This window comes from Pantoea sp. SGAir0215 (genome assembly GCF_043543215.1).
The window spans coordinates 532616-559328 of record NZ_CP028031.1 but is presented as its reverse complement, the minus strand read 5'-3'; the positions used below and the strand labels follow the sequence as shown (position 1 = coordinate 559328).

The following is a 26713-nucleotide window of genomic DNA, read 5'->3' as shown; positions in this document are numbered from 1 at the left end:
CCTCATTTCGCACGGCTTAGCCTCGGCAACCCCGCCTCAGAACGAGAGAACCATTTTATGTATCATCTTCGTGTGCCACAAACGGCGGAAGAGCTGGATATGTATTATCAGTTCCGCTGGGAAATGTTACGAAAGCCGCTGCATCAGCCTCAGGGTTCTGAACGCGATGCCTGGGATGCATTAGCGCATCATCAAATGGTGGTGGATGAACAGGGCAATCCGGTTGCGGTAGGACGGCTCTATATCAATGCTGATAACGAAGCGGCTATCCGTTTTTTGGCCGTTCATCCCACCGTACAGGGCAAAGGCCTCGGCACGCTGGTGGCGATGACGCTGGAGTCCGTTGCGCGTCAGGAAGGTGTGAAGCGCGTGACCTGTAGCGCACGAGAAGATGCGGTGGCGTTCTTCGCTAAACTTGGCTACCTGAATCAGGGCGAGATTACCGCACCGCAGACGACGCCGGTGCGCCACTTTCTGATGATCAAGCCGGTTGTCACACTGGACGATATTCTGCACCGTGCGGACTGGTGCGGGCAGTTACAACAGGCCTGGTATGAGCACATTCCTCTGAGTGAAAAAATGGGCGTGCGCATCCTGCAATATACCGGGCAGAAGTTTATTACCACCATGCCGGAAACCGGCAACCAAAATCCGCACCATACGTTGTTTGCCGGAAGCCTGTTTTCACTGGCTACGCTCACCGGCTGGGGGCTGATCTGGCTGTTACTGCGGGAGCGCCATCTGGGCGGCACCATTATTCTGGCCGACGCGCACATACGCTACAGTCGTCCGATTACCGGTAAACCCGGTGCTATTGCCGATCTTGGCTCACTGAGTGGCGATCTTGATCGACTGGCGCGCGGACGCAAAGCCCGTGTTCAGCTTGAAGTGCAGCTGTTTGGCGATGATGAGTGTGGCGCGGTATTTGAAGCGGTTTACATCGTGTTGCCGGTGGATCCCGACGGACCACTGGAAGAGGGCGGCTCCGGCGCGCGTATCAATTAAATCACAGGGCCGCTATTGCGGCCCTGTGTGCGTTAGCGGACCTGTCCGGCCTGCATGCTCTGCTGTAGCTGCTGGCTGTCTGTGGTTACGGACAGTGTCGCGTTAACCGACGGGGCCAGCGGCTGATTCGCTTTCAGTGAGGCGTTCAGGCGCAGCTGCAAATTGCTGTCGCCCTGCAAGGGAAGCGCCGGCCAGCCCCAGTTTTGCAGAACATTAACGGGCACGCCGCGTCCCGTCAGGTTCAGGTTGACAGGTCGATCAGCCTGCTGCCCTATGGTCGCCGTGCCTTCCAGCAACCCTTTACCACTAAACGCACTGAGCTCTGTTACCTTAATTTGTTGTTCGTCAGCCTCCAGTGCGACAGAAGGATGACGTAAATCCGTACGATTGAAGGTCGACTCCGCCGCGTTCAGACTCAGCTTACCTGACCAGATTCCCCATTGATGCTGACGGGCCAGCTGCAGATTTTCGCCGCTGCCATCCAGTGAAGTGAGCTGGAAAGGGAAGGCCGGATTAATATCGATCAGTAAATTGCGGTTCGAGGTAAAGCGCGTCACGGTTACGGCATCCAGCCAGTCAGGCAGGGCATCCTGCCATAACGCCCGCCAGTTCTGAGGCAAGGTATATTCCAGCCCGGCCACCGCCAGATTATTCAGCGTTAACCGTTTATCCTGACGTGACCAGTTGCCGTCAGCCCGGATAACGCCATTGGCCCAGCGCGAGCTGAACTGCGTCAGGGCAATCCCCTGAGGCGAGAAATCCATGTTGATGATGGGATCGTTAAGTTCGAAGCGCCCGTTAATAAAGTTACCGGCATTCATGGCCAGCGATCCGTCCTGGCTCTGCCAGTCCCGGCCCTTCCAGCTCAGATTTTTCAGCGTCAGATCGAGATCGGTCACCGCCCAGTCAGGGCCCTGGAGCCGGGCATCGGTAATATCAACCCGGTTGAGCGTAACTGAGGGTACTTCTTCAAACGGTTTCAGGAAATCGACAAGCGTATGCGCCGTTTGCAGACGGATATCGTTCAGACGCAGTTGATTAATCTTCCAGTTACCCTGCGCGTCGCGCTCACCGTTACCGGTCATTGAACCGCGTACTAAGTCCGCCCCAATGTTGCTAAATACCATGCGGCCCTGGGACACATTACCCTGAATCAGCACGTTTTCACCGTCAACGCTGTTGAGCGTCATCCTGGCCGCGCTCATCTGGAACTGCGCATCACGACCCAGCAAATCACCGGCCTGCGGATGCCAGGGCACAATGCCGCCATTCACCTGCTGTGCCGCCAGCGGTAGCGCTGAGGCAGGGCTGTCGATGCGCATGTTGTTTAACTGCAGGCGGTTTGCCTGCATGGGCAGTGCGCTTTTGTTCGCCAGGTTAGCAAGGTTTACCTCGCCGTCGCGTAATTCTATGCTGGCAAAATGAAACGGATCGCTGAACTGTAACAGGGCGATGCCAAGGTCGACGCGTTTGGCCACCAGTACGGCAGGCTGGCCGTCATGACCAAAGCTGAAGTCATCCAGAATAATGTGCGTAGGTGAAGAAAAATTGTGCTCAATTTTGCTCAGCGACAGATGCCATTCTGTTTTATCACTCACCCAACGGCTAAACCAGCCCGCGCCCCACTGAGTTTGCAGCAGAACATAGACGACGATCAGCGCAAACAGCAGCAGTAACAATAAGGTGAGGAAAAACTTTCCTATAAATTTCATCGTATCCTTCCCGGGTTCAGTCCGCTGAAAGGTTGTTATGCCTGAATTATCGTTATAGCTCAACCGCCTGGATGTAAATCAGCCGAAATAGCAGGCGGGTTGCCGCCTGCCTTGAACGTTACTTTTCGGGTGGGAAGATAAGATTCAGCACAATCGCGGTAATCCCACCCGCAGCGATACCGGAAGAGAGTAACGTTTTCAGCCAGTCGGGTGCAAATTGCAGAATCAGGGGCTGCTGGGAAACACCGAGTCCTGCTGCCAGCGACAGCGCGATAATCATGATAGCCCGGCGATTCAGCGGCTCCCGGGAAACGATACGGACACCGGATGCGGCGATTGTGCCAAACATCACAATCGTAGCGCCGCCCAGCACGGGCTCAGGAATGTGCTGTACCAGTCCGCTCACTGCCGGGAACAGTCCCAGCAGGATCAGCATCAGCGCGACAACAAATCCCACGTAGCGGCTGGCAACGCCAGTCAGCTGAATCACGCCATTATTCTGACCAAAGCAGGAGTTAGGAAAGGTATTAAACAGGGCAGATACAAAAGAGTTCAGGCCGTTTGCCAGCACACCGCCTTTCAGGCGCTTCATGTATAACGGGCCGCTGACCGGCTGTTCAGAGACATCCGAAGTGGCGGTGATGTCCCCAATGGTTTCCAGCGAGGTCACCATAAAGACCAGCATCAGCGGGATCAGCAGATTCCAGTCAAATCCCAGGCCGTAATAGAGCGGAGTGGGGAACGCCACGATCGGCTGTCCGGCAGGCGTGCTGATGGTGGGTAGCATGCCCATTGCCCAGGCCAGCAGGTAGCCTACCGCCATCGCAATCACCAGCGACGCAACGCGCAGATAGGGGTTTTTCTGGCGATTCAGCAGGATAATCACCACCAGCACGGCACCGGCTAACAGCAGATTTTTCGGCGCGCCGAAGCTGTGATCGTTCATCGCAGCAAACCCGCCGCCGATAGAGGTAAGGCCGACCTGAATCAGGGATAAGCCGATAATCATCACCACAATACCTGAGACTAACGGCGTGATGATGCGGCGTGCCAGATGCAGCACGCGCGACAGCACCATTTCCGTACAGGAGGCTACCATCAATGTACCAAACAGCGCCGCCATCATTGTGGGTACGTCCGCGCCGCCATTTTTCAGCGCCATTCCCCCCATAATCAGCGGTGTGACAAAGTTAAAGCTGGTGCCCTGAATGGAGAGTAACCCTGAACCGATCGGTCCCCAGGTTTTGATTTGCAGTACCGATGCCACACCGGACGCGAACAGGGACATGCTGATAATGTGCTGTGTATCCTGCGCCGGTAAACCGAGCGCCTGGCAGATGAGCAGCGCGGGCGTGATCACCGCAACAAACATCGCCAGAAGATGTTGTCCGGCTGCAAACAAGGTTTGTGTTAGCGGTGGACGATCTTCCAGGCGATAGATCAGTTCACTTTTACTGGCGGTGGTGGGGGCTGGTTGCTGTGTGGTCGACATCGTCATGGTTCCCAAAAAAAGTGAGGCGATTGTAATCGTCCCCGGATCAAAAGCAAACGTTTGCTCACGGTTGCAAAAAAAGGTCAGGCGTTGCTGTAGCGGCCGGTTTCGGGCAGCCAACGCTCAATCAGCGCCTGCGCCTGCTCAGGATAATGTTCGTGAATATGACGAGCGACGCGCTGGACTTCAGGGATCATGGCCTGATCGCGCAGCAGATCGGCAACTTTAAACTCCGCATTACCGGTCTGGCGCGTTCCCAGTAGCTCCCCCGGACCGCGAATCTCTAAATCATGCTGAGCAATCACGAAACCGTCATTGCTGTCACGCAACACCTGCAAACGCTTCTGGGCCATCTTGCTCAGCGGCGCTTTGTACAGCAGAACACAATGAGAGGCGACCGCGCCGCGTCCTACGCGACCACGTAGCTGGTGCAGTTGCGCCAGGCCAAGTCGTTCCGGATTTTCAATAATCATCAGGCTGGCGTTCGGCACGTCCACACCGACTTCGATGACGGTTGTAGCAACTAACAGCTGGATTTCGTTGGCTTTGAAAGCCTGCATGACCGCCAGCTTCTCCGCTGGCTTCATACGGCCATGAACCAGCCCGACCTGCAAATCAGGCAGCGCCACTTTGAGTTCTTCCCATGTGGCTTCCGCAGCCTGAGCTTCCAGCAGGTCTGACTCTTCAATTAACGTACAGACCCAGTAAGCCTGACGGCCCTCGTGACAGGCCTTTTGCACACGCTCAATGATCTCATTACGACGACTGTCAGGGATCGCTACGGTGGTCACTGGTGTTCTGCCTGGCGGCAGCTCATCAATGGTTGAGGTATCAAGATCGGCGTAGGCGGTCATGGCCAGCGTGCGCGGGATCGGCGTCGCTGTCATGATGAGCTGGTGGGGATGAAAACCCTGCTCTTCTCCTTTTTCCCATAACGCCAGTCGCTGATGTACGCCAAAGCGGTGTTGCTCATCAATGATGACCAGCGCCAGCCCGTTAAACTTCACCTGCTCCTGGAACAGGGCATGCGTGCCGACCACCATCGCAACCTGCCCGCTGGCAATCGCCTCTTGCTGGGCCTGTCGCGCTTTGCCCTTTTGTTTGCCCGCCAGCCAGCCGACCTCAAGGCCAAGCGGTGCCAGCCACTGGCGAAAATTATTGGCGTGTTGTTCAGCCAGTAACTCTGTAGGTGCCATCAGGGCCACCTGCTTACCGTGGGCGATAACGTTCAGCGCGGCGAGCGCGGCAACCAGGGTTTTACCTGAACCGACGTCTCCCTGTACCAGGCGCAGCATGGGGAAGTCATTCGCTAAGTCTTTTTCGATCTCTGCGACAACGCGTTTTTGGGCTGCCGTGGGGGAAAACGGCAGGGCGGCCAGTAACCGGTCACTCAATGTATGCCGGGCAGGCATCGGCAGGGCGTAATGGCGCTGTGCGCCGGCCCTGACGGCCAGCATACTGAGGTTATGCGCCAGCAGTTCTTCCAGAATCAGCCTGCGCTGTGCGGGATGCTGCCCACTCTCGAGTTCGCTGAGTTTGAGGTCCGGCGGCGGGCGGTGCAGCGTGCGAAGGGCTTCAGGCAGGCTTAACAGCCCGCCGCTTAACGCCTGCGGCAAAAGTTCTGTGATGGCACAGCTATCCAGCAGGGTTAAAGCCTGATCGGTCAGGCTGCGCAGGGTTGCCTGACGAATGCCCTCGGTCGTGGAATAGACGGGTGTCAGCGTTTCTTCCAGCGTGACATGGCTGTGCTCGCCCTGTACGCGGTATTCCGGATGGATGATTTCTGCGCCGCGCTGACCGCGTTTGATTTCGCCGTAAGCGGTGACACGTCGGCCCGGCGCGAGGCTGTTTTTCATGCCGGCATTGAAGTTGAAAAAGCGCAGCGTTAAAACGCCACTGCCATCCCCGATCTGACAGACCATCATGCGCCGACGGCCAAAAGTGATATCGGTATGCAGGACTTCGCCTTCCACTGTCGCCCAAATGCCAGGCAACAGGTCGTTAATGGCATATAACTGCGTACGATCTTCATAACGCAGAGGAAGGTGAAGCAGTAAATCCTGAATGGTGTGCAGGCCGATTTTAGCCAGCTTTGCTGCCTGACTGGCGCCGACGCCGGTCAGGGTACTGAGCGGGATGGCATCCAGCAGACGGCCTTTCATTTCTGACGTCTGCCCGTTGACTGCATGGCGGCCCACCAACTCTCATCGGCTTCAATGTCACCCTGCGCGTTAATATGGGGATAAGGCATCCGCTTATGTTTTGCCACGCGCGCCAGAACGGGATAGCCGCCCTCAAACAGCAGACGCTGTTGCTCTTTCTCTGCCAGGAGGCTGGACTGACGACGGTACATGCCAGCATTCTGCCGCTGGCGCTGGGCTTCATACAGAATCAGGGCAGAGGCAACGGAAACGTTAAGCGACTGGACCATACCCACCATCGGGATAATGATATGGTGGTCGGCCAGCGCCAGGGCTTCATCGGTAATGCCCGTTTTTTCCTGACCCATCAAAATGCAGGTAGGTTTGGTGTAGTCAATCTCACGAAAATCCACAGCATCCGCCGACAGGTTCGTCGCCAGTATCTGCATGTCTTGCGTTTTGAGGTGGCTAATCGCGTCGCTGATTGAGCGGTGCGTTACTACGTTTACCCAACTGTTGCTGCCAGCCGAGGCTGAGGCCTGCGTTCGCATGCGTTGGCCTGGCCATACGGCATGGACTTCATGGATACCGACAGCATCCGCGGTGCGAATGACAGCAGAAACATTGTGCGGCTTATGTACCTGCTCCATGCAGACGGTAAGGTCGTGCTGGCGCAAGGCCAGCATTTCCTGAATTCGGGCAAAACGTTGAGGATTCATGCACTAGTTACGGTTGCGGTGAACTTTAATCACATCCGGCATCACACGGATTTTACGCATGATATTGGCCAGGTGGACGCGATCGCGTGCGGTCAGACGAATAAAAGCACTGTAAACACGGCCATCGCGTTCTTCCGTATTCAGGCTCTGAATATTGGAGCCCGCCGTATTGATGGCGGCCGTCAGGTTGGCCAGTGCGCCCTGGTGGTTAAACATATCCACCTTTATCTCTGCGACAAACTCCTGCTCTGTAACTTTATCCCACTCCACAGGCATGAATTTTTCGGGCTCTTTTTGGTAGCCACGAATATTGCGACAGGACTCATGGTGAACGACCAGGCCCTTGCCCGGGCTGACGTGGGCAACGATAGGATCGCCTGGAATGGGGCGGCAGCATTTTGCAAAGGTAATGAGGACGCCGTCTGCCCCTTTAATCGGCAGCTTGCCTTGTTTTTTGTTGTTGAGCGCGCTGGTGTCGGTCTGCAACAGGTTCTTGGCGACGACCACGCTCATGGCATTACCCAGGCCGATTTCGGCTAACAGATCGTCCAGTGAGGTCAGCTTCATCCGATCAAGCTCCTGCTTGATGTTTTCGGCTGGCACCTCCGCCAGTTTACGACTGCCACCCAACGCATGGCTGAGCAGGCGACGCCCCAGATTTACCGAGTCTTCGCGCTTCAGGTTTTTCAGCAACTGACGAATCTTCGCGCGGGCTTTGGAACTGACGACAAAGTTGAGCCAGGCTGCGTTAGGACGCGCACCAGGCGCTGTGATGATCTCGATGGTCTGGCCGCTGGTAAGCGGCTGTGACAGCGGATAAGGCTGGCGATCAACGCGCGCGCCAACGCAGGCATGACCGATATCGGTATGGACCGCGTAGGCAAAATCGACAGGCGTTGCCCCGGTAGGCAGCTCGACGATGCGGCCTTCCGGTGTAAAGACATAGATTTCATCCGGGAAGAGATCGGATTTGACGCTTTCGATGAATTCAAATGAGCTACCGGCACTTTGCTGCAGCTCCAGCAGGCTTTGCAGCCAGCGTTGCGCACGCACCTGTGCGGTTGTGCCGCTTTCACCGGCCTGTTTATAGGCCCAGTGTGCCGCCACCCCCATTTCGGCCATCTGATCCATATCTTCGGTACGGATTTGCACCTCAACCGGCACGCCATGCGGCCCGATCATAGAGGTATGCAGCGATTGATAGCCGTTAGCCTTGGGGATAGCAATGTAATCTTTGACCCGGCCCGGACGCGGCTTATATAAGCTGTGCATCTGGCCCAGTACGCGATAACAGGTATCCAGATCTTTCACGATGACGCGAAAGGCATAGATATCCATGATCGAGTGAAAACGCTGCTCTTTCAGCGTCATTTTGCGGTAAATCGAGTAAAGGTGCTTTTCGCGACCACTTACCCGGCAGGGAATACCGGCTTCCTGCAAACGGCCGTCGATTTCGGAGAGGATTTTTTGAATCATCTCTTTACGGTTGCCGCGGGCCGCTTTCACGACCTCTTTAATTACCCGAAAACGGTTCGGATAGAGCGCTTCAAAACCCAGCTCTTCCAGTTCCGTTTTAAGGTGATGAATACCCAGGCGGTGCGCCAGTGGGCTGTATATTTCCAGCGTTTCCAGCGCGATGCGACGACGTTTATCAGGGCGTAAGGACCCGAGCGTACGCATGTTGTGGGTGCGGTCAGCCAGCTTGATGAGAATAACGCGGATGTCCTGCACCATCGCCATAATCATCTTGCGGAAGTTTTCTGCCTGCGCCTCTTTTTTATCACGGAATTTCAGCTTATCCAGCTTCGAAACGCCTTCAACCAGTTCAGCTACGCTTTTGCCAAACAGTTGTTCCATGTCCTGATAGGTCGCTGGCGTATCTTCAATAACGTCGTGCAAAAGCGCGGCCATGAGGGTTTCATGGTCGAGCTTCATTTCCGCCAGAATGCACGCCACCGCAACAGGATGGGTAATGTAAGGCTCACCGCTGGAGCGTGTCTGTCCCTCGTGGGCATCACGTGATACGAGATAGGCTTGCTTGAGGCGCTTGATCTGGTCCTCAGGCAAGTATTGTTCAATCAGTTGATTGAGACTTTCAAACAGATACAAGGTTGACCTGCAGTTCGCGGTTAACGACGACCTTCAGCGATAGCGGTAACGGCCTGTAACTCAGCGGCTTCCTGCTCTTGCTGCTCCTGACGATCACGCACATCTAAAATCTGATTGGTGACCAGACCTTCTTCGATTTCGCGCAATGCGATAACGGTCGGTTTATCGTTCTCTTCCGGAACCAGCGGATCTTTGCCGCCTACCTGCATCTGACGTGCACGACGTGCAGCGACCAACACCAGGTCAAAACGATTACCAACTTTTTCTACTGCGTCCTGAACGGTTACGCGTGCCATAGGTGTGCTACTCCACAGATGAAGAAATGACTCGGCATCATACTGAAACTGGGTTCAGACTGCCAACAGTTTGCTGATTAAAGCATCATGGCGCGCTTTCTGGCGGGCCATGCGCAGACGTTCTGCACGAATAATGGTCTTCAGATCGGATAACGCCAGATCAAAATCATCATTCACAATTAAATAATCGTATTCGCCATAGTGGCTCATTTCGGCCACGGCTTGCGCCATACGACGGGCAATCACCTCTTCGCTGTCCTGACCGCGGCCGCGCAGGCGACGATCCAGCTCTTCTTTAGAAGGAGGCAGGACAAATATACTGCGCGCGTCGGGCATTTTAGCGCGAATTTGCTGTGCGCCCTGCCAGTCTATATCAAGGAAAACATCGACGCCGGTTGCCAGCACCTGTTCGATCGCCTTGCGCGACGTGCCGTAGTAGTTATCGAAAACTTTCGCGTGTTCAAGGAAAGCATCTTCCGCAATCATTTTTTCAAACTCATGCTTTTGCACAAAGAAGTAATGCTCACCGTGCGCTTCACCGGGGCGCATGCCGCGAGTGGTGTGCGAAACAGACACTTGCGTATCGTACAGCGGCTGCGTTTTTAACAGTGCCTGAATAAGGCTGGATTTTCCTGCGCCGCTAGGAGCAGAAACAATATAGAGCGTACCTTGGGCCATGATGTTCTTGAATTGATTAATTGCGGAGTCGATTTCCTGCACAGTATACACGGCTTCCCCGCGCCACGCAGCGTTTGCACCGCCCTCATCACGAAAAGTTTATGCGGGGTGCGCCGCAACCACTGTTTCGCAGGCTGTAAATAGGTATTCATTTTCCAGGAGGCGTTCCAGAACCGGGGAGCGGGGCTGGCTGAACCGGCTGTTTTGGCGGTTGAATATCCTAAACATCAGGAGGTCAGGGATGAAAGGATGCTTAGTCGCCGGGCTGCTCATAACAGCCAGCACATTTTCCGCGTTTGGGGCGCTGTGCCCGGCCTGGACGCCGGGTCGCGCGGCAAAGGAGATTGACCATTTAAAACAACAGCTCCGGCAGTGGGACGCGGCGTATTATCAGCAAGGTCATTCGTCCGTTACCGATGCCGACTACGATAGCCTACAGACGCGGCTCAATCACTGGCAACGTTGCTTCAGTACGGGTGAGAAAGAGGATGTACCGGTATTGCCCAACGATGGCACGCGCTGGCATCTCGTTGCGCATACTGGTGTTAAAAAGGTTCGGGATAAGCGTGCTTTAGGCTATTGGATGCAGCCACGCCGGGATCTCTGGGTGCAGCCCAAAGTCGATGGCGTGGCCGTTTCGCTGGTCTATCGGCACGGGAAACTGGTGTCATTCATCAGTCGTGGCGACGGTTTACACGGTGAGGAGTGGGTCGAAAAAGCCAGGCTGATCCCTGCTATTCCGCTGGAGATTGACAGCGATGAAGAGAGCGTGGTTTTACAGGGCGAACTCTTTTTGCAGATGACCGGTCATCACCAGGCGGTTGACGGCGGGAAGAATGCCAGGGCTCTGGTCGCAGGCGCAATGTTGCGTAATGACGCCACACCGCTTTTGACACAACTGGGCATTTTTATCTGGGGATGGCCTGACGGACCAGATGCCATGCGGGAAAGACTGACGCGTTTATCGGATTGGGGGTTTAGCCTTGCCCGTCAATGGAGTCAGCCTGTTCAGGATGAAGAGGACGCGGCTGAATGGCGCGAGCGCTGGTTTCACGCGCCACTGCCTTTTGTAACCGATGGCATCGTTGTGCATCAGACGGCCCGGCCTGCAGGCAAACACTGGCGGCCCGGTGAAGGCGAGTGGGCTGTCGCCTGGAAATACCCGCCTCCTGAGGTCAGCACTGAGGTCCGTTCCGTTGATTTCTCAATCGGGCGAACGGGAAAAATCGCGGTCGTACTCAACCTGCAACCCGTTCAACTGGATGACAAAATCGTCCGGCGAGTCAGCATCGGCTCACTAAAACGCTGGCGAGAGCGGGACATTATTGCGGGCGACCAGGTGACGGTCAGCCTTGCCGGACAAGGCATTCCACGTCTGGATCGCGTTATCTGGCGCGTTGCGCAACGTGACTATCCTGAGCCGCCTCAGACGGATCGTTTCACGTCGCTGAGTTGTTATATTTTGGCACCGCAGTGCCATCGTCAGTTACTGGCGCGCCTCAGTTGGTTGAGTCAAAAATCGGTGCTGAATATTGCGGGTGTGCAACGCAGCACCTGGCAACGGTTACTGGAAACGGGTTTGATTACACATCTGTTTGCGTGGCTGGCCTTAACCCCCGAACAGATCGCGACAGCAGCGAGTATTTCACCCGAAAGAGCGCAGCAAATCTGGCATCAATTCAGTTTGACCCGTCAACAGCCTTTGCGCCGCTGGGTTAGCGCGTTAGGTGTGGCGTTGCCGCAAAAGGCGCTAGTGTCATTGGCCGACGGCGACTGGGAGAGTGTTCTTGCCCGGGATAAACAGGCCTGGCAATCTCTGCCGGGCGTTGGCGCACGCCGGGCAGAGCAGATTACGGCGCAGTTTCAGGATGCCGGGCTCAGAGCGTTAATCCACTTTTTGCAGCAGCAGGGCATTCCTTCTTCATCAATGCTCAGGATGAGGGTAATTGAAGATGGGCAGCCCGAGACGGAATCTCAGCGCCAGCAGACGCGCAAAGAAGCCGAAGAGTAAGGTGATAATCACCACTGCTTCATGCGGCAGCGGCGTTTTCAGGAGCAGGATATACATCCAGCCTGCTGCAAAAGCGATGCCGGCATACAGCTCTTTTTGGAATACCAGTGGGATGCGGTTACAAAACATATCGCGTAAAACGCCGCCAAAGACGCCTGTGATCACGGCGCTGATTGCGGCGATGATCATGGCGTGGCCTGAGTCCAGTGCCACCTGCGCGCCAATAATCGAAAATACCACCAGGCCCAGCGCATCCAATACCAGAAACACCTTGCGCAGGTGCGTCATTAGCGGTGCCAAAAAAGTCGTTACTACAGCGGCAGCGGCCACGATCATGATGTACTCAGGATGTTTGACCCAGCCAAGCGGATAGTGCCCCAGCAATATATCGCGCACGGAGCCTCCGCCTATCGCGGTAACGGAAGCAATGATAATGACGCCGAACAGATCCATTTTACGGCGACCTGCGGCAAGCGCACCCGTCATCGCCTCGGCGGTGATCCCAATAATATAAAGAACAGTAAGTAACATAGCAGGCTCCAGGAAGACGGCGGCAAGGCTACGCCACTGACAAAAACGGCGCGACTGAGTTTTTCTGTTATTAAGAGTTAAAGTATTAGTAAAAATTATGCGGGCAAGAGTAATGCCTTTATTATCAAAAGGCTGTATCGGTTTTTACACGGAGACGAATTAAAAAACGTCGTGATGCGAATTTTTCGCCGATATGACGCCAGCCTGTTTACAACGTTGAACCCTTGCCCGTCGGCGACATTATGTGGTGACAGACAGAGAAAGCAAACCACGCAAAGCAGAGCATGGGGACCTGTCCGTGGGCTAAATGCGGGGGGAAGTAAGGTGAGAATAAGGATAAAGAGGACAACAACGCACACAGAAGGTGTCTGAAATGAAAAGTGGTGGGTTTTATTAAGGAAAACGTACCGGTTAACAGCACGTTTTCCTGCTTTTACCGTCTGGCTGCTTCCAGCCAATAGCGGTTTGTCAGTGCTTCATATGAAGCTGAAAGAACGCTTTCAGGTTGAAGTCATAGTCGGGTCGAAACCATTTACGACCATAAAAGCAATACGTCAGCATTCTCACTGATGCCATTGCCAGATAGCCCCATAAAGCACATAAAACGGAAGGCGCCAGCCATAGGGTCAATAGTGTAATGATCAGGCCGACAAATACAGAGGCGATCTCGCAAAAAGCGATATCAGAGAATTGCTTTTCACGCTGCATCAGGGCGCGATAAGACTGGCCCTGAGGAATAATAATAAAGATGACCGATGCGATTTCAACAACTCTGGCCACCTCGGGTAGCCCAAACATATGTTCAAGCATAAGACCGCAAGTAAAAAGGGCAGAAAAAATGACCAGGCCCATGAATATATTGCCCCAGTAAAGCACGGACAGCGTTTTTACTGGCAGCGGTGCATATCGAATCAACGTATTGGAAAAACCACGATCGGCCAGTGTGTCAATAACCATCAAGCCTGTAATGACGACCGCCAGCAGATTATAGGTATCGGCCTGCAGGACTTTTCCCAATACTGAAAGTTGTAACACACCCATACTCAGCATTTTGACCGATGAAAGAAAAGGCCACTTGACGTTTTCCAGATTTATTTTTCGTGTTGTCATTTTTTTCTCGCCGGGCAGAGTAGTAGGGCGCTGCGCCGATGAGTATTCATCAGGACCGCGCTGGCATTACTATAATTTAATAAAGTAAATTTTTATCTTTATAATGAGCTGTGTGTTAAAGCATACTGCTAATAATAAACGTTCCCCTGGTGATGAATTTCCCCTGTTGTCATTATTATTATCCGTTCATTTTTAATTGCTTAAATTTCCGGCGGAAATAATGTTCGCCGGAAATGTCATGCTGTTATGTTTTGAATAGCTTTGCTGTGTGCAGATGATTTATAGCGCGTTTTATGAAAGTTAACATCATAAGGAAAATCTGATATGTGATTTGACTAAGGAAATAATATTCATCATTTACAGCATTATTTGCACAGGCCTTATCACAGCGTTCTCTTTTTTTCTTTTTTCGTTAAGTCTGGAAACTGAAGCAATACATGAAAAAAATAAAAAAACGTTAAATAAGCCGTACATACACGGGTTCGCCCGTCATTCTCCAAGATTTTTCCCATACAGCATGCTTAAGCAAGGGCAAATAATAACCGAAGGGTAAGCATTCAGACCCGATATACTGCTAATGCATGTTGACTGCGAAAATATTTGTAATGCGTACGATTTATGGCTCAGTCTGGATCTGAGTTCGGGCTAAGAAGGCGAACAGAGCCCGTGGCAGGGAGGCAGGATTATCGCGGTAATAGTGAAAACAGGCCGTCAGAAGGAAGCCTCCAAATTAACAGAGAGGTCTGTCACACGAAAAAGCAGGCCGAAACCTGCTTTATGTCTGTCTATACGTAAAGAGAGGCTTCGCCAGGCGGACGCGTTTTGAAGCGGCGATGTAGCCAGAGGTATTGCTCAGGCGCTCGCATGATTTGGTTCTCAATCACTTTATTCATATAAGCTGCGGCTGCGGCTTCATCCGCATGCGGGTAATTTTCCAGAATCGGTTCAATAATCAGCTTATAGCCATCATTGCCAGGATTACGAATCAGCATAATTGGAACCATAGCGGGCTTAGCCAACCGGGACAACACATAGGTACCGTTGGTCGTCGCGGCTTTTTCTACAGCAAACAAGGGGGCAAACGTACTGCCTTTGGGACCGTAATCCTGGTCTGGCGCAAACCAGACGGATTCACCTTGTTTCAGCGCCTGCACCATCCCTCTCAGATCGCGACGGTCAATCATCGCTTTATTCGAACGCATACGGCCTCTGGTCTGTACGTACTCCATCGCGTGGTTATTATGGGGACGGTACATTGCCATCATCGGCTGACACAACCCGCTGATGCGACCACCCAGCTCCAGCGACATGAAATGGATGCCGATGAGCATTACACCACGACGCTCATTCTGGGCTGAGTAGAGGTTTGACAGGCCCGAGACGTTGAACAGTCGTTTAACGGCATGGTCTGGCCAGAACCAGGCGATACCCGTTTCCATCAGTGCCATGCCGAGAGAGGCAAAATTTCCCGCAATCATGATTTCTTTATCTTCGTCACTGATATCCGGAAAGCAGAGTTCAATATTACGGCGCGTAATGCGCTCTCTGCGCTGAAGAAAATGGCGGGAAAGCCGGCCGGCACCTGCGCCAAGTCGCATCAGCACAGGATAGGGGAGTTGAACCAACAGCCAAAGAATGCCAAGACCAAACCACGTAAACCAATAGCGGGGATGTAAAAGGGAACGACTAAACTGCCTGGTGTTTTTCATTATGAACCTTAAGGAAGTAATGGATGTAGCGCAAAAAGACCCATTCCTTAAGTTCTCAAGCGGTACAGCTGTACTGACTACGACCCACACTTTATCAAAAAGTGCCTTAAAGCACAGGAAGCGTCAGTTACAGCGAGGAATAAAATGAGGGATTGACAGCGTCATAATCAGAAGAAAGATAGCGCTTTTTTTATTTAAATTATCTATAAAACAATAGATTGTATTTTTATGCTTTTAACAGGCGATGCAAAGAGAGCAATAAAAATCAGGACGGTTCTGCAATAAAAAATGTACTCTTTTCGAAAAACTTACATTCCATTATGGCGAAAGTTGAAAAATTGAACAGGAATTTGGCTGTCATTGGTAAAAGGTAAAATAACGGAGATGACAATCGCTTCTGCGCCAGTCATCTCACCTTATGAGAGGCATCCTGTCCTAATCATGTTATTTGACCTTATCCAGAGGCGGGTTTAGCCGATAAGCCGTACCAATTAAAATAACGATAAAGCAGCGTTAATTGTAGCTGACCATCATCATTTTAACGTTACCAGTTTGCCTGACCTGCACCGTGCCAAGTTTATAAGGCATGGGTTGCTGGGCATTGTTCAGACTGACCTTATTAATAACGGTCTTTCCTCCTCGTGTGCAGCTTTGCTGTATCTGGTTGGGCGCAATCAGCGTGTCGCAAGGACTTTCGACAATAGCGCCCCTGAAGTTAATTTGTCCACTTGTGGCAAATGAAAGGGGTGATAGCATGAGTAATGCGAGTAAAACGGCTGATTTTTTCATAATGGCGATCTCAGGTGGGGGTTACTTAAATAACGGCAATCCTTATTAAAACTTTAGTCGAATAGGTGTATTTGTTTCCTTTCTGTTGTTATTTTATTCACAATTGTGATCGCGCCGCGATTTGAGAAAGACGTCCACGCATCGCCTGAAATAGTGGCACGGTTATTTTTTTAACGGACTGGGCCTTTTATTTGCCTGAGCAGGCTGTGACGGAGAGGGGGGAAACGGGTAGATATATAGCCTGCTATTTTTTTCAAAGTGAAATATTTAAACCAGCTATAGAAAAATCAACGCCTCGGTAGTTTTGTTAAAAAATGCCTGACATCATCTGACTGGAAATTTTTCCATCCTTATAAAACGGGCTAATTTCAATAAAGACTGACAACGTTAACCGAATCAAGCGATTATTGTTATGTACCTGTTTAATGGCTGAAAAAATAAAAGAAGTCCGCATCTACGCGGACTTTTTCTGGTAAGGTTGCCAAATGACGACAGATAGCCTGATTACTTGATACTCTGAACCAGGATGTTGATTGAAATTAAATAAACGCTATTTATCAGCACTTTAATGGGTTGCTCTGTGACGCAATTGCCATTTTACTCCCCAATCAACTCCCCATTTATAACAGTGGCAAGCTGTTTAGCTTGCCAGGTTACGATTACATCTGTCATTGAATGGTTGTCTTCGATCTTTCACCTTGCATGAGTTCACCAGAAGGTTTCCGATAGTAAGATTCTGTTCCTATTCGGTAATAGGTATAGCCATCCTTTGTCTTAGTTATGTCCATGATCCAGTCAGACTTATCAATACAATTTTCTTCTGTATTCATGTCATCGAAGCATAGTAAATAATCAGTGTCATGATCTGGAAAAATACCTGAATTTTTAGGAGCAAGCTTTTGATATTTTCCGTCAAACTTCCAGATTGAAACATAATAAGTTTCAGATGATGAGAGGGCTTTATCGCCATTATTATCCCACCACTCAATTTTACTACTATCACTGAAAGGCATGTTTTTTACTAAAAATTCTTTATTAGAGCCAGTGCCGTGAACGGCAAGGACCTTAGTAGAATTAAAGAAAATAAAATAAAAAAATGCAAAAATAATAGCTGCTAATATAAATATTATGATTTTTCTGGCTTTCATCCATTCCTCCGACTACTAATTTCAAACTCGGCTTTCATATTTGTAAAAAAAGGTCTAAATGCAAATTTTTCCCATCGTTGAAGCACAAACCAGATGCGGAATGCCCTAATATAGTGAAACTTCATATTCATAATATCAGTTTTGTCGAGACCAAAATGATCTTGTCCCGTAAAAGTTATTTTCGCTACATAACCACTCTTAGTGATATCAAGCTTAGTGAGTTGTATCTTTGTGGCATATATGTCATGTATTGACATTCCTAACCCATTGAAGCTATCAGCCCATCTGTTGAACTTAGGAAGTATTGAATTTCCTATTGCTTTAGTTATTGAATCTTTGTCGACATCAGATAAGCCATTTTTTACATCAATGGCAACTTTATCGAGCATAGACTGGATTATTTTTAGCGAAGATGTTGGAGAGGATTGTTCGTTTAATATTAAACTTTTATATGCACTATCAAGAAAAGGGCTGGAATAACTTTTCCCATTGCCATGATAAAAATGCTTTACAAGATTGTTAAATAAATTATATTGCCCTAAGTAATAGGTAGGCAAGGAAACTCGAAGAAACTCATCGAAAAGGATTTGAGCAATTTCCGTTTTTGATTTTGGTTGTGATTTACGGAATGAACCAAATATTGAGACTTCCTCTCCAGTCCACGGATCAACGATATCAGAAACATCATCAAGACCTAAATCGCTTCTAAGCTGTTTTTCAGTAAGATCGCCACATTGCATATCATCAGAGCTGTGGTCATTGAACTGATGTTTAGTCTGATAAAGTGTGGCTGGAAACACTATAGCTGCCATAATAACTTCCCTATGATATTAATTTTCAGACCGATTTCATTCTTGTAAAAGTAGATCAAAATATTTAAATATCGCCATTCCTGTAAACTCAACTCCTTGATGTTACGGAATTTTTATTTCTGATTCGTAACCTGTAGCTGATTGGTGTAATAATAAACTTCATAGACGAGAAAGGGAAGTGCAGAGAATCTCATCTTTTTCTCAAATTATTGTTATAGCCTGGTCTCAATATTCAACTTAACCAATATTAGTGCTTACTGACTCTGACGCATAATCCAGCTCCATTCATAAAAAGAATCCCGGCATGATTAATACTCCCCCGAGCGGAGGTTGAGCCGGTGAAAAAGTCACGATTCACTGAAGAACAGATTGTCTTTGCCCTCAGGCAGGCTGAACTGGGTACATTTGTACCGGAGGTCTGTCGCAAGCTGGGGGTCTCCGATGCCACATTCTGTACGTGGCGCAAGAAATACGGCGGGATTTCCCCCTCTTAACTGAAGCACATGCGACAGCCTGAGGAAGAGAATCTCAGGCTGAAGAAGCTGGTTGCCGATCTGAGCCCCGACAAGGCCATGCTGCAGAATGTGCTGGCAAAAAAGAACTGACGCTGGCGCGACTGCGCGAATGGGTCCGGTATCTACAGGCACGCTACGGGGTCAGCGAAAGGCAGATATGCTTTGCCCTGCGGGTAAGCTGCAACGCGTTCAGGTATCGTTCTGTAGCGGCAGACGACAGTGCGCTACGCTTGCGCATCAGGGAGATCAGCGAAACCCGGGTATACCATGGCTACCGCAGAGTTCACGTCATGCTCAGGCTTGAAGGCTGGCGGGGTAACCATAAATACATCTGTCGACTCTACAGCGAGCAGGGGCTGTCCCTGCGTCTCAAACGTCCGCGTCGTAACAAATCGGCACAGCGCCGATAACCCCGGCCTCAGGGATTGTATCCGCATCGTATCCGGGGCATGGACTTTGTCTCTGACGCATTATTTGACGGGCGTCGGTTACGCCTGCTGACGGTAATTGATCTCTACACACGTGAATGCCTGGGGATCTGCATGGGCCAGAATCTGCGCTCAACGGAGGTTGCGGAGATGCTTAACAGTATTGCGTTCAGACGTCCTTTATCACAGTTGCTGAAAACCGATAACGGCTCTGAGTTTGCAGGAAAAATGCTGGACAAGTGGGTGTATGAAAGAGGGATCCGTATAGACTTCTCGCGCCCGGGAATCCCAACGGATAATGCGACGGTGGAGTCGTTCAACGGCAGACTGCGGTAGGAATGCCTGAATGAAAACTGGTTCATGTCGCTGGAAGATGCCCGGTGCAAAATTGAGGCCTGGCGCATACACAATAACCAGTAACGTCCCCATTCTGCACTGGGCTGGATGACGCCGTCAGAATTTACCGGTTACCAGAATATGCAGCCAGACTGAAGCCGGATATTCCTGACTATGAATGGATCACATACGGGGAGCGGGTCAACAAACCGACATTACTGACTGACGGTTGTATCTTATACTGGGGGCAGGTCAGGAGAGGTATGTTTATTGGTGGAATGTGATGACAATAAAAAAGCCCATTTAACATGGGCTTATGGTTATAACGGATGGAGGTGGAAATTATTCGATATTCTGAATCTGCTCTCGCATCTGTTCAATCAACACTTTTAGCTCAATCGCTGAATTCGTAATTTCTGCATTAATGGATTTTGAAGCCAGTGTGTTTGACTCGCGGTTGAACTCCTGCATCATAAAGTCAAGACGACGGCCTACCGCCTCTTTTTTCTTCAGAATGTTATAGGTCTCTTTAACGTGCGCATCCAGACGATCCAGCTCTTCTGCGACATCGACACGTTGTGCCATCATCACCAATTCCTGCTCAAGGCGATTATTTTCAAGCTGCACCTCAGCATCTTCCAGTTTGGCGATCAGGCGCTCCCGCTGCCACTTAATCACATCGGGCAGTTGAGCGCGGACTTTGCTGACCTCATGCGTTACCGCTTCCAGCCGCTGCTCGATCAGTGCCTTCAGAGCGCTGCCTTCGCTTTCACGTGCGGCGATGAAATCATCCAGCGCGCCATCCAGCGCCTGAATCAGCTGAGTATTAATTGCATCCAAATCCTGTTCAGGTTCTGCCATGACGCCCGGCCAGCGCAGAATATCCAGCGGATTGATAACGCCCTCATCGGTCTGCAGTTTGACCCAGTTAGCCGCCTGAACCAGTTGTTTGGCCAGTGACTCATTGAGCATCAGTTCGCCCTGCGCGCCAGGATCGGCCTCGAAGCGCAGATTACATTCGATTTTTCCACGCGTCAGTCGCTGGCGAATGCGCTCCCTGATCATCGGTTCCAGTCCGCGAAACTGTTCAGGCAGACGAATATAGGTTTCAAGATAACGTTGATTGACAGAACGCAACTCCCAGGCGGCGCTGCCCCAGTCGCCCTTAATTTCACGGCGGGCATAGGCGGTCATACTGCGGATCATAAGCGTTACTCTTTTTTTAAATAAGGTTGAGGCCAGTATAACGAGGCAAGGCTGACCAGAACAGGTGTAAGCGTGTACAGGATGCGATAACAAAATGTTTCCGCTTTTCTCAACAGCCACTTATGCTAATTACTGGTTTACTCGTTGAGGCCCTCTTTTTATGTCGCGCGTATCGTCTCTTCCACTCATACTCAGCCTGCTGCTTGTGGGTTGTCAGTCGCCGTCTCCATCATCACCATCATATCCGCCTTCTACCCGACCCGTTCCGGTGTGCGCCGGCGGTGAGGTCATGATGCAAACCACATTGTGGTTTGGTCTCAGCAAGCCGCAGGACGGCAATGTGAGCGCACTGGACTGGATGAATTTTGTCGATAAAGAGGTAACACCGCGCTTCAGGTCTGGCTTGTCTGTTTATGATGCGCAGGGCCAATGGCTGGGCGAAAACGGTCAGTTAGCACGTGAGAAAAGCAAGGCGTTAGTACTTATCTATCAGTTCGACAGTGACAGCAATAGTCGTGTCGAAGCGCTGCGTGCTCGCTATAAAAAACAGTTTGGTCAGGAATCGGTTATGCGCGTGGATACGCCAGCCTGCATTAGTTTTTAGGGACAAACGGCGGCCAGTGCCGCCGTTGAGTCCATCAGATAAACAGTCCGGCAAATGCAGCGGAAAGCAGGCTGACCAGGGTGGAACCATAGACCAGTTTCCAGCCAAACCTTGAGACGACATTGCCTTGTTGTTCGTTCAGGCCTTTTATCGCGCCCGCAACAATTCCAATAGAAGCAAAGTTCGCGAAGGAAACCAGGAAAACAGACAGGATGCCCAATCCGCGTGGCGTCATGCCTGCCGCTATCTTTTTCAGTTCAATCATGGCGACGAATTCATTCGCCACCAGCTTCGTGGCCATAATACTGCCAGCCTGTAATGCATCGGTAGCGGGAATGCCAATCAGCCAGGCAAAAGGATAAAAAACATAGCCAAGAAGCTGCTGGAAACTGTACCCAAACAGGGTGGCAAACAGGGCGTTGATAGCCGCGATTAAGGCAATAAAACTAATCAGCATGGCCAGAATAATCATCGCGACTTTGAAACCAGCGAGGATGTATTCCCCCAGCATTTCAAAGAAACTCTGATCTTCGTGTAATTTATCCAGCGGAATAGCCTGCTCATTACTGCCTTTGCCGGGGTTAATAATCGACAGGATGATAAACGTGCTGAACATGTTAAGCAGGAGAGCCGCAACGACATATTTGGCCTCGATCATCGACATATACGCACCAACAATCGACAGCGAAACGGTAGACATCGCGGTTGCCGCCATGGTGTAAAGTCGGCGTGGTGGGATATCGGCCAAAATACCTTTATAGGCAATGAAGTTCTCTGACTGGCCCAGTACCAGCGTGCTTACCGCATTAAAGGACTCCAGTTTTCCCATGCCGTTAACTTTTGATAACAGCGTGCCAACAACCCGAATCAGTAACGGCAGGATGCGCCAGTGTTGCAAAATACCAATCAGTGCGGAAATAAAAATAATAGGGCAGAGCACGCCAAGGAAGATAAAGGCCAGTCCCTGCTGACTCATGCCACCAAACACAAATTCCGTGCCCTGTGCAGCAAAACGCAGCAGCGTTTCAAAGAAATGCCCCACCGCGCCTACCAGCGCCAGTCCACTGGCTGAGTGAAGAAAGAACCAGCCCAGTGCGGCTTCTACAACAATCAGTTGAATGATAAAGCGCAGGCGAATGCGTTTTCGGTCATGACTGACCAGTAGCGCAAGGGCAAAAATTACCACCAGCGCCAGCAGGAAATGAAGAAGAGCGGTCATAGTTTAGTCAGTTAGCGGATATGCAGGAAAAGGTAAGGCATTTAGCCATACTCCGGCATGAATTTCATCCCAGGCTGCACTGACCACTGCAAGAGACAGCAGGCCAGGAAGTCCGTATAATACGCAGCCAATCATTAGCAAGCCGGAGATAACCATGCGTCCAGCAGGCCGTAGCGCACATCAGGTGCGTCCAGTCACATTGACCCGCAATTACACTAAACACGCAGAGGGCTCCGTTCTGGTGGAATTCGGTGAAACCAAAGTGCTCTGCACTGCAACGGTGGATGAAGGAGTTCCGCGCTTTCTCAAAGGGCAGGGCCAGGGCTGGGTCACTGCCGAATATGGCATGTTGCCGCGTTCCACTCACAGCCGTATGGCACGTGAAGCCGCGAAAGGCAAACAGGGTGGTCGCACGCTTGAAATTCAGCGCCTGATCGCCCGTTCACTGCGTGCTGCGGTCGATCTCACCATGCTCGGTGAATACACGATTACGCTCGATTGTGACGTCATTCAGGCCGATGGCGGTACACGTACGGCTTCCATTACTGGCGCCTGTGTAGCCCTGGCAGATGCGCTTAATTCCCTGGTCGCGAGTGGTAAGCTGAAAGCGAATCCGATGAAAGGCATGGTTGCCGCCGTGTCAGTGGGGATTGTCAATGGTGAAGCGTTGTGTGACCTTGAATACGTTGAGGACTCTGCCGCTGAAACGGATATGAATGTCGTCATGATGGAAGATGGCCGCATGATTGAGGTGCAGGGCACCGCTGAAGGTGAACCCTTTAGCCACGAAGAACTGCTGGCATTACTGGCGTTAGCGCGTGGCGGTATTGAAGAATTGATTCAGGCCCAGAAAGCGGCGCTGGAAAGTTAAGGTAACAGGCGACCACAGAGTCGCCTTTTTTTTATCTGAGGAGTAAGACATGAAAGCCTGGCAGCGGCAGTTTATTGAATTTGCACTGAATAAGCAGGTGCTCAAATTTGGTGAGTTCACATTAAAGTCGGGTCGTAAAAGCCCCTATTTTTTTAATGCCGGTTTATTTAACACGGGCCGGGATTTAGCGCTGCTGGGACGGTTTTATGCGCAGGCGTTAGTCGACAGCGGAATCGATTTTGATTTGTTATTTGGTCCGGCCTACAAAGGCATCCCTATCGCCACCACCACAGCCGTTGCGTTAGCCGATCATCACGATCGTGACGTACCTTACTGCTTCAATCGTAAAGAAGCGAAAGATCATGGTGAGGGCGGTTTGCTGGTGGGAAGCCCGCTGCAGGGTAAAGTGATGCTGGTCGATGATGTCATCACGGCCGGCACGGCGATTCGCGAATCCATGGATATTATCAATGCACATGATGCCAGCCTGGCGGGCGTGCTGATTTCACTGGACCGTCAGGAACGCGGCCGGGGTGAACTCTCCGCTATTCAGGAAGTGGAACGGGATTATTCCTGCAAAGTTACCGCGATAATTACGCTTAACGACCTGATTGATTACCTGGCTGAAAAAACGCACATGGCCGATCATTTAGCGCAGGTTCGGGCGTACCAAAAGGCGTACGGCGTCTGATAACTGGCGGGCATTGCGCCCGCCTTTGTATTACACCAGTTGTGCCGCAATCAGCGGCCAGCGGGTGTCAAAGTCGGCCGTTGGGCTAAACCGGAACTCGGAACGGACGTACCGCGATAACAGCCCTTCACACAGGGCCAGCAGCTGGCTGGCCAGTAAGGTTTCATCCGTTTGAAAGCCTTCACCTTCGCGCATTTTGCGTTCGCGCATCACCTGGCGTAGCTGCACTTCAATGCGCTCAAACAGCTGATTAATGCGCCCCTGCAGACGGTCCTGTTCAAACATTAACGCGTGACCTGTCAAAATCCGCGTCAGCCCCGGATTACGCTCACCAAATCCCAGAATCAGTTGCACAATAAGACGCAGGCGCGCCATTGTTTCTTTTTCATCTTTCAGGATCAGATTGATGCGGGTAATCAGACTGTCTTCAATAAATTCGATCAGGCTGTCAAACATCCGCGTTTTACTGGGAAAGTGACGATAAAGCGCCGCCTCCGATACACCGACGTTAGCCGCCAGTTTTGCAGTAGTAATGCGTTGGCTGCCATCACTTGACTCAAGCATCTGCGCCAGCGCCTGCAAAATCTCCTCGCGGCGATTCCGCTTTACGACTTTTTTCTCTGCCATGCCCTTAAAAACCCCTGAATTTCACCATATACAGGCAACACCTACGCATCTGCCACAAGAGAAAGCCTTGGGGCGATGAGAAATAATAAGATTGGCGTAAGTGAAAATCGGTCGTGCTGGTTACTGACGGCCTGAGTGACCGAAGCCACCTTCACCGCGCAAGCTGGCGTCAAACTCGTCTACCAGATTGAATTCGGCCTGGACGACAGGGACAAAAACCATCTGGGCCATGCGGTCGCCCGGCTGAAGCGTAAAGCTTTCCTGCCCGCGATTCCATACCGATACCATAAGTTGTCCCTGATAGTCGGCATCAATCAGACCAACCAGATTACCCAGGACAATACCATGTTTGTGGCCCAGGCCAGAGCGCGGAAGAATCACGGCGGCAAGGTTCGGATCGGCGATGTGAATAGCCAGACCGGTAGGAATTAATGTGGTTGTGCCGGGTGCGATTTCCATCACATCATCAATACAGGCACGAAGGTCTAACCCAGCGGAACCCGGTGTCGCATAGGTCGGCAAGGGAAACGCTTTGCCGACGCGCGCATCAAGAATTTTAACGTCTATTTTTTTCATCATAACGGCTGACAATCTCGTCTATTAAAAGTTGACCAAGGAGTGACTTATCGCTGAGCGGTAAGGTTTTTTCTCCTTCCTGCCAAAAAAGGTGAAGAGCATTGGTGTCGCTATTGAACCCGTGGCCTGCTTTTGACACATCGTTAGCACAAATCAGGTCCAGGTTTTTACGCGCGCGTTTTTTTCGGGCGTATTCTTCCACATTCTGGGTTTCAGCCGCAAATCCAACCACAAATGGCCGGCTCTGCGTTAAGGCCGCCACCCCCGCGACAATATCGGGATTTTTAATGAGCTGCAGGCTGACTTTCTCATCGTCATCCTGTTTCTTTATTTTTTCATCCGCGATCTCAATTGCCCGGTAGTCTGCCACGGCTGCGCTTGCAATGAAAATATGTTGTGCGTTTATCTCCCCCATTACCGCCGCCTGCATTTCCAGGGCCGAGGTCACATCCACTCGTTTAACGCCGGCGGGCGTTGGCAGGGCAACCGGACCGCTTACCAGCGTAACGCGGGCGCCGCGCTTTGCCGCCGCCGCCGCAATCGCAAACCCCATTTTTCCCGAACTGTGGTTGCTGATATAACGCACGGGGTCGATCGCTTCCCGGGTGGGACCCGCGGTAATCATAATATTGAGATGTTGCAGGTCGTTGACGGGCGCGGCCCACTGTACGGCGTGGTCAACGATAGCTAAAGGGTCAAGCATGCGACCGGGGCCAATATCCCCGCAGGCCTGGCTGCCGCTGTCTGGCCCCCAAATTAACAGGCCGCGCGCCTGAAGCCTGACCAGGTTTTCCTGCGTTACGGCAGCGCGATACATCTGCTGATTCATCGCCGGCACAATCGCGACAGGCGCTGCTGTTGCCAGCACGGCAGTGGTGACTAAATCATTGGCCATCCCTGCCGTAATGCGCGCAATCAGGTCGGCCGTGGCCGGGGCCAGCACGATCAGGTCAGCCCATTTGGCCAGCTCAATGTGTCCCATTGCGGCCTCGGCTGCCGGGTCAAGCAGATCATCAAAAACAGGATAACCGGAGACGGCCTGCAGGCTGAGTGGTGTGATAAAAGCCTTTGCGCCCTCAGTCATCATCACGCGGACATCGGCACCGCGATCGCGCAGACGACGGACCAGCTCGGGGGTTTTATAGGCAGCAATTCCACCACTGACGCCCAGAAGAACTTTTTTACCGGCTAATCCCATCATGCTGTTGACCTCATTTTCGATTGCCGTCGCAGGGACGGTGTAATGGCCGAATTTTATCACAAAACGTGGCATGCACCTTTTCAATGGCTGCGTTTGCGAGACATGCCGGAGAATCACAATCACGCGCTGGTGGCGGATAGGTTCGCACGCGATGATACAGGGGGCGACAGGGAGAGC

23 protein-coding genes and 1 pseudogene are annotated in these 26713 nt (G+C 51.6%); 6 read left to right on the top strand and 18 right to left on the bottom strand.

From position 1 onward, the window contains the following. Positions 1 to 57: 57 nt before the first annotated feature. Positions 58 to 1005 (top strand): fatty acid biosynthesis protein FabY, encoded by a 948-nt coding sequence (gene fabY, locus C1N64_RS02770; protein WP_172912711.1) that lies wholly within the window; start codon positions 58 to 60, stop codon positions 1003 to 1005. A 32-nt stretch (positions 1006 to 1037) separates the two neighbouring features. On the opposite strand, the gene C1N64_RS02765 is transcribed toward fabY, so the two are convergent. From C1N64_RS02765 to gmk, 7 genes are all read right to left on the bottom strand, one after another. After that, positions 1038 to 2717, bottom strand: a complete 1680-nt coding sequence (locus tag C1N64_RS02765) for an AsmA family protein (protein ID WP_172912710.1) — start codon at positions 2715 to 2717, stop codon at positions 1038 to 1040. A 118-nt stretch (positions 2718 to 2835) separates the two neighbouring features. Then, complete coding sequence (locus tag C1N64_RS02760) at positions 2836 to 4209, bottom strand: nucleobase:cation symporter-2 family protein (RefSeq protein ID WP_394515237.1); 1374 nt, start codon at positions 4207 to 4209, stop codon at positions 2836 to 2838. An 83-nt stretch (positions 4210 to 4292) separates the two neighbouring features. Beyond that, on the bottom strand, positions 4293 to 6371 hold the full coding sequence (gene recG / locus C1N64_RS02755; RefSeq protein WP_394515236.1) for an ATP-dependent DNA helicase RecG: 2079 nt from the start codon (positions 6369 to 6371) through the stop codon (positions 4293 to 4295). Then, complete coding sequence (trmH, locus tag C1N64_RS02750; RefSeq protein ID WP_006121342.1) at positions 6368 to 7069, bottom strand: tRNA (guanosine(18)-2'-O)-methyltransferase TrmH; 702 nt, start codon at positions 7067 to 7069, stop codon at positions 6368 to 6370. The genes recG and trmH overlap by 4 nt, the downstream gene beginning before the upstream one ends. 3 nt (positions 7070 to 7072) lie before the next feature. After that, positions 7073 to 9178: a bifunctional GTP diphosphokinase/guanosine-3',5'-bis pyrophosphate 3'-pyrophosphohydrolase gene (gene spoT / locus C1N64_RS02745; protein ID WP_006121343.1), complete on the bottom strand. Its 2106-nt coding sequence runs from the start codon at positions 9176 to 9178 to the stop codon at positions 7073 to 7075. Between the two features lie 20 nt (positions 9179 to 9198). Then, the gene (rpoZ, locus tag C1N64_RS02740; protein ID WP_003851346.1) at positions 9199 to 9474 is read right to left on the bottom strand and encodes a DNA-directed RNA polymerase subunit omega; all 276 of its coding nucleotides are present in this window, start codon (positions 9472 to 9474) and stop codon (positions 9199 to 9201) included. Between the two features lie 54 nt (positions 9475 to 9528). Continuing rightward, positions 9529 to 10152, bottom strand: coding sequence for a guanylate kinase (gene gmk / locus C1N64_RS02735; RefSeq protein ID WP_006121348.1), 624 nt, complete (start codon positions 10150 to 10152; stop codon positions 9529 to 9531). Between the two features lie 241 nt (positions 10153 to 10393). Here gmk and ligB point away from each other — a divergent pair, with 241 nt between their 5' ends. Then, entirely contained in the window at positions 10394 to 12163 is a 1770-nt protein-coding gene (gene ligB / locus C1N64_RS02730; protein ID WP_394515235.1) for an NAD-dependent DNA ligase LigB, read from the top strand. Here the strand turns inward: ligB and C1N64_RS02725 are convergent. The 6 genes from C1N64_RS02725 to C1N64_RS02700 all read right to left on the bottom strand — a co-directional run bounded on the left by C1N64_RS02725 (position 12077) and on the right by C1N64_RS02700 (position 18262). Beyond that, positions 12077 to 12694 carry a trimeric intracellular cation channel family protein gene (locus C1N64_RS02725; protein ID WP_006121350.1) on the bottom strand — a complete coding sequence of 206 codons (618 nt, stop codon included), beginning with the start codon at positions 12692 to 12694 and terminating at the stop codon, positions 12077 to 12079. The two genes, ligB and C1N64_RS02725, sit on opposite strands and share 87 nt — an antisense overlap. 468 nt (positions 12695 to 13162) lie before the next feature. Beyond that, positions 13163 to 13804, bottom strand: coding sequence for an oligosaccharide flippase family protein (locus tag C1N64_RS02720; protein ID WP_033738045.1), 642 nt, complete (start codon positions 13802 to 13804; stop codon positions 13163 to 13165). Positions 13805 to 14589: 785 nt separating this feature from the next. Further along, the gene (lpxP, locus tag C1N64_RS02715; protein WP_033738046.1) at positions 14590 to 15513 is read right to left on the bottom strand and encodes a kdo(2)-lipid IV(A) palmitoleoyltransferase; all 924 of its coding nucleotides are present in this window, start codon (positions 15511 to 15513) and stop codon (positions 14590 to 14592) included. A gap of 513 nt (positions 15514 to 16026) precedes the next feature. Then, positions 16027 to 16302, bottom strand: a complete 276-nt coding sequence (locus C1N64_RS02710) for a hypothetical protein (protein ID WP_394515233.1) — start codon at positions 16300 to 16302, stop codon at positions 16027 to 16029. A 668-nt stretch (positions 16303 to 16970) separates the two neighbouring features. Beyond that, on the bottom strand, positions 16971 to 17450 hold the full coding sequence (locus tag C1N64_RS02705) for a DUF943 family protein (RefSeq protein WP_394515232.1): 480 nt from the start codon (positions 17448 to 17450) through the stop codon (positions 16971 to 16973). Then, positions 17447 to 18262 carry a DUF3289 family protein gene (locus C1N64_RS02700; protein ID WP_394515231.1) on the bottom strand — a complete coding sequence of 272 codons (816 nt, stop codon included), beginning with the start codon at positions 18260 to 18262 and terminating at the stop codon, positions 17447 to 17449. The genes C1N64_RS02705 and C1N64_RS02700 overlap by 4 nt, the downstream gene beginning before the upstream one ends. 338 nt (positions 18263 to 18600) lie before the next feature. On the opposite strand from C1N64_RS02700, the pseudogene C1N64_RS02695 reads away from it, so the two are divergent. Further along, positions 18601 to 19697: pseudogene (locus C1N64_RS02695) on the top strand (IS3 family transposase). A gap of 186 nt (positions 19698 to 19883) precedes the next feature. Here C1N64_RS02695 and C1N64_RS02690 read toward each other — a convergent pair. Next, entirely contained in the window at positions 19884 to 20747 is an 864-nt protein-coding gene (locus C1N64_RS02690) for a YicC/YloC family endoribonuclease (RefSeq protein ID WP_394515230.1), read from the bottom strand. 160 nt (positions 20748 to 20907) lie between these two features. Here C1N64_RS02690 and C1N64_RS02685 point away from each other — a divergent pair, with 160 nt between their 5' ends. Beyond that, entirely contained in the window at positions 20908 to 21351 is a 444-nt protein-coding gene (locus C1N64_RS02685; RefSeq protein ID WP_394515229.1) for a DUF3574 domain-containing protein, read from the top strand. 34 nt (positions 21352 to 21385) lie between these two features. Here the strand turns inward: C1N64_RS02685 and C1N64_RS02680 are convergent, their stop codons facing one another. After that, the gene (locus tag C1N64_RS02680) at positions 21386 to 22570 is read right to left on the bottom strand and encodes a NupC/NupG family nucleoside CNT transporter (protein ID WP_394515228.1); all 1185 of its coding nucleotides are present in this window, start codon (positions 22568 to 22570) and stop codon (positions 21386 to 21388) included. A gap of 154 nt (positions 22571 to 22724) precedes the next feature. Here C1N64_RS02680 and rph point away from each other — a divergent pair, with 154 nt between their 5' ends. After that, on the top strand, positions 22725 to 23441 hold the full coding sequence (rph, locus tag C1N64_RS02675) for a ribonuclease PH (RefSeq protein WP_058701563.1): 717 nt from the start codon (positions 22725 to 22727) through the stop codon (positions 23439 to 23441). Between the two features lie 49 nt (positions 23442 to 23490). Further along, positions 23491 to 24132 carry an orotate phosphoribosyltransferase gene (pyrE, locus tag C1N64_RS02670; protein ID WP_006121244.1) on the top strand — a complete coding sequence of 214 codons (642 nt, stop codon included), beginning with the start codon at positions 23491 to 23493 and terminating at the stop codon, positions 24130 to 24132. A 30-nt stretch (positions 24133 to 24162) separates the two neighbouring features. On the opposite strand, the gene slmA is transcribed toward pyrE, so the two are convergent. The 3 genes from slmA to coaBC form a co-directional block, all read right to left on the bottom strand. Then, entirely contained in the window at positions 24163 to 24759 is a 597-nt protein-coding gene (gene slmA / locus C1N64_RS02665) for a nucleoid occlusion factor SlmA (RefSeq protein ID WP_006121245.1), read from the bottom strand. A gap of 120 nt (positions 24760 to 24879) precedes the next feature. Further along, complete coding sequence (gene dut / locus C1N64_RS02660) at positions 24880 to 25338, bottom strand: dUTP diphosphatase (protein ID WP_058701564.1); 459 nt, start codon at positions 25336 to 25338, stop codon at positions 24880 to 24882. Next, positions 25316 to 26536 (bottom strand): bifunctional phosphopantothenoylcysteine decarboxylase/phosphopantothenate--cysteine ligase CoaBC, encoded by a 1221-nt coding sequence (gene coaBC, locus C1N64_RS02655; protein ID WP_058701585.1) that lies wholly within the window; start codon positions 26534 to 26536, stop codon positions 25316 to 25318. The genes dut and coaBC overlap by 23 nt, the downstream gene beginning before the upstream one ends. Positions 26537 to 26713: the final 177 nt, after the last annotated feature.

Bases quoted from the DNA above. Each gene is read 5' to 3' on its own strand.
- fabY (WP_172912711.1), top strand. From the start codon at position 58: ATGTATCATCTTCGTGTGCCACAAACGGCGGAAGAGCTGGATATGTAT.
- C1N64_RS02765 (WP_172912710.1), bottom strand. From the start codon at position 2,717: ATGAAATTTATAGGAAAGTTTTTCCTCACCTTATTGTTACTGCTGCTG.
- C1N64_RS02760 (WP_394515237.1), bottom strand. From the start codon at position 4,209: ATGTCGACCACACAGCAACCAGCCCCCACCACCGCCAGTAAAAGTGAA.
- recG (WP_394515236.1), bottom strand. From the start codon at position 6,371: ATGAAAGGCCGTCTGCTGGATGCCATCCCGCTCAGTACCCTGACCGGC.
- trmH (WP_006121342.1), bottom strand. From the start codon at position 7,069: ATGAATCCTCAACGTTTTGCCCGAATTCAGGAAATGCTGGCCTTGCGC.
- rpoZ (WP_003851346.1), bottom strand. From the start codon at position 9,474: ATGGCACGCGTAACCGTTCAGGACGCAGTAGAAAAAGTTGGTAATCGT.
- gmk (WP_006121348.1), bottom strand. From the start codon at position 10,152: ATGGCCCAAGGTACGCTCTATATTGTTTCTGCTCCTAGCGGCGCAGGA.
- ligB (WP_394515235.1), top strand. From the start codon at position 10,394: ATGAAAGGATGCTTAGTCGCCGGGCTGCTCATAACAGCCAGCACATTT.
- C1N64_RS02725 (WP_006121350.1), bottom strand. From the start codon at position 12,694: ATGTTACTTACTGTTCTTTATATTATTGGGATCACCGCCGAGGCGATG.
- C1N64_RS02720 (WP_033738045.1), bottom strand. From the start codon at position 13,804: ATGACAACACGAAAAATAAATCTGGAAAACGTCAAGTGGCCTTTTCTT.
- lpxP (WP_033738046.1), bottom strand. From the start codon at position 15,513: ATGAAAAACACCAGGCAGTTTAGTCGTTCCCTTTTACATCCCCGCTAT.
- C1N64_RS02710 (WP_394515233.1), bottom strand. From the start codon at position 16,302: ATGAAAAAATCAGCCGTTTTACTCGCATTACTCATGCTATCACCCCTT.
- C1N64_RS02705 (WP_394515232.1), bottom strand. From the start codon at position 17,450: ATGAAAGCCAGAAAAATCATAATATTTATATTAGCAGCTATTATTTTT.
- C1N64_RS02700 (WP_394515231.1), bottom strand. From the start codon at position 18,262: ATGGCAGCTATAGTGTTTCCAGCCACACTTTATCAGACTAAACATCAG.
- C1N64_RS02690 (WP_394515230.1), bottom strand. From the start codon at position 20,747: ATGATCCGCAGTATGACCGCCTATGCCCGCCGTGAAATTAAGGGCGAC.
- C1N64_RS02685 (WP_394515229.1), top strand. From the start codon at position 20,908: ATGTCGCGCGTATCGTCTCTTCCACTCATACTCAGCCTGCTGCTTGTG.
- C1N64_RS02680 (WP_394515228.1), bottom strand. From the start codon at position 22,570: ATGACCGCTCTTCTTCATTTCCTGCTGGCGCTGGTGGTAATTTTTGCC.
- rph (WP_058701563.1), top strand. From the start codon at position 22,725: ATGCGTCCAGCAGGCCGTAGCGCACATCAGGTGCGTCCAGTCACATTG.
- pyrE (WP_006121244.1), top strand. From the start codon at position 23,491: ATGAAAGCCTGGCAGCGGCAGTTTATTGAATTTGCACTGAATAAGCAG.
- slmA (WP_006121245.1), bottom strand. From the start codon at position 24,759: ATGGCAGAGAAAAAAGTCGTAAAGCGGAATCGCCGCGAGGAGATTTTG.
- dut (WP_058701564.1), bottom strand. From the start codon at position 25,338: ATGATGAAAAAAATAGACGTTAAAATTCTTGATGCGCGCGTCGGCAAA.
- coaBC (WP_058701585.1), bottom strand. From the start codon at position 26,536: ATGATGGGATTAGCCGGTAAAAAAGTTCTTCTGGGCGTCAGTGGTGGA.